This window comes from Acetobacter suratthaniensis (genome assembly GCF_017377745.1).
Lineage (GTDB): Bacteria > Pseudomonadota > Alphaproteobacteria > Acetobacterales > Acetobacteraceae > Acetobacter > Acetobacter suratthaniensis.
On the sequence record NZ_JAFVMG010000044.1, the window covers coordinates 1 to 1,856 of the forward strand.

At 63.1% G+C, this 1,856-nt stretch carries 1 protein-coding gene; it reads right to left on the minus strand.

Annotated features, from left to right (window positions below):
* Positions 1-1,841: 1-deoxy-D-xylulose-5-phosphate synthase (dxs, locus tag J2D75_RS14190; protein WP_207855439.1), on the minus strand; the 1,841-nt coding region annotated here is incomplete at its 3' end.
* Positions 1,842-1,856: the final 15 nt, after the last annotated feature.

Consider the following 1,856-nt stretch of genomic DNA (forward strand, 5'->3'; position numbering starts at 1 on the left):
TCTGGCAGGGTCATGGGGCGGAAACGCACCTGATCGAGCAGGCCGGTGCGGGCCAGATGATGGCAGACCATGGAGCCAAAGCCCCCTTCGGAGCCTTCCTCGATAGTGATCAGCACCGCATGGTTGCGCGCAAGGTTCTCCAGCAGGGCGGTGTCCAGCGGTTTGGCAAAGCGGGCATCCGCAACCGTGGGCGCAAGGCCCTGCGCCGCGAGAATATCCGCAGCCTGCAGGCAGTCCGCCAGCCTTGGGCCAAGCGAGAGAATGGCAACGCCACCCTTTTCCGCACCCGACTGGCGGCCCATTTCGCGCACGATCCGCCCACGCCCGATTTCCAGCACCGTGCCGGTGGCGGGCAGGTCAAGACCCAGACCATTGCCGCGCGGGTAACGCAGCGCGATCGGCCCTTCGTCAAACGCCACCGCCGTGGCCGTCATGTGCAGCAGTTCAAGCTCATCAGACGGCGCCATAATGGTCATGCCCGGCAGGCAGCCAAGATAAGCAATGTCGAACGATCCGGCATGCGTGGCCCCATCGGCCCCCACCAGACCAGCGCGATCAATGGCAAAGCGTACCGGCAGGTTCTGCAGCACCACATCGTGCATCACCTGATCATAGGCGCGCTGCAGGAAGGTGGAGTAAATCGCGCAGAACGGCCGCAGCCCTTCCGAGGCCATACCTGCGGCGAAGGTGACGGCATGCTGTTCGGCAATGCCGACATCGAAAAAGCGCTCGGGGTAATTCTTGGCAAAAGCGTCCAGCCCCGTGCCCGAGGGCATGGCCGCGGTAATGGCGGCCACCCGCTCATCCTGCCCGGCAATCCGCACCAGTTCACGCGCGAAAACGGATGTATAGCTCGGCGGCCCGGCAGGCCCCTTGTTCTGCTCACCCGTGACGACATTGAACTTGGCCACGGCATGATACTTGTCGCCCGCGTTTTCGGCGGGGCGGTAGCCATGCCCTTTTTCCGTGATGACGTGCAGCAGGATCGGGCCGTTATCCGTATCGCGCAGGTTTCGCAGGATCGAGATGAGCTGGGGTAGATCATGCCCGTCCACCGGGCCGACATAATACATGCCCAGTTCTTCAAACAGCGTGCCACCGGTGATCATGCCACGGGCATATTCATCCGCCTTGCGGGCGGTGCGTTCCACCGGGGCGGGCAGCTTCTTGACGAAGCGCCCGGCCAGCTCACGCAGCCCCATGAACTTGCGCGAAGACATCAGCCGCGACAGGTAGTTGGACATCGCGCCCACAGGCGGAGCGATGGACATCTCGTTGTCGTTGAGGATGACGATCAGCCGCTCGGCTCCCGGCCCGGCCACGGAGGCGTTATTCATCGCCTCATACGCCATGCCAGCGGAAATCGAGCCATCGCCGATCACCGCGATCACATTGCGCTCACGGTAGGAGGAATCATCCTTGGCGCGCAGGTGGTGCGCCACCGCCATGCCCAGACCAGCCGAGATGGAGGTAGAGGAATGAGCCGCCCCGAACGGGTCGTATTCGCTTTCAGAGCGACGGGTAAAGCCTGACAGCCCGCCCGGCTGGCGCAGGGTACGGATGCGCTCGCGCCGTCCGGTCAGGATCTTGTGCGGATAGGCCTGATGTCCCACATCCCAGATCACCCGGTCATCCGGCGTATCGAACACCGCATGCAGCGCCACGGTCAGCTCAACAACACCCAGAGACGCGCCAAGATGCCCGCCCGTGGTCGAAACCGCGTCAATCGTTTCCGCACGAAGCTCGTCAGCAACCTGAACAAGCTGATCAACCGAGAGGTTCCTCAGGTCAGACGGATACCGAACGCGATCCAGACCAGAAAAACGGCCAAACGTCGGAATCCGCTCAAAGGCGTC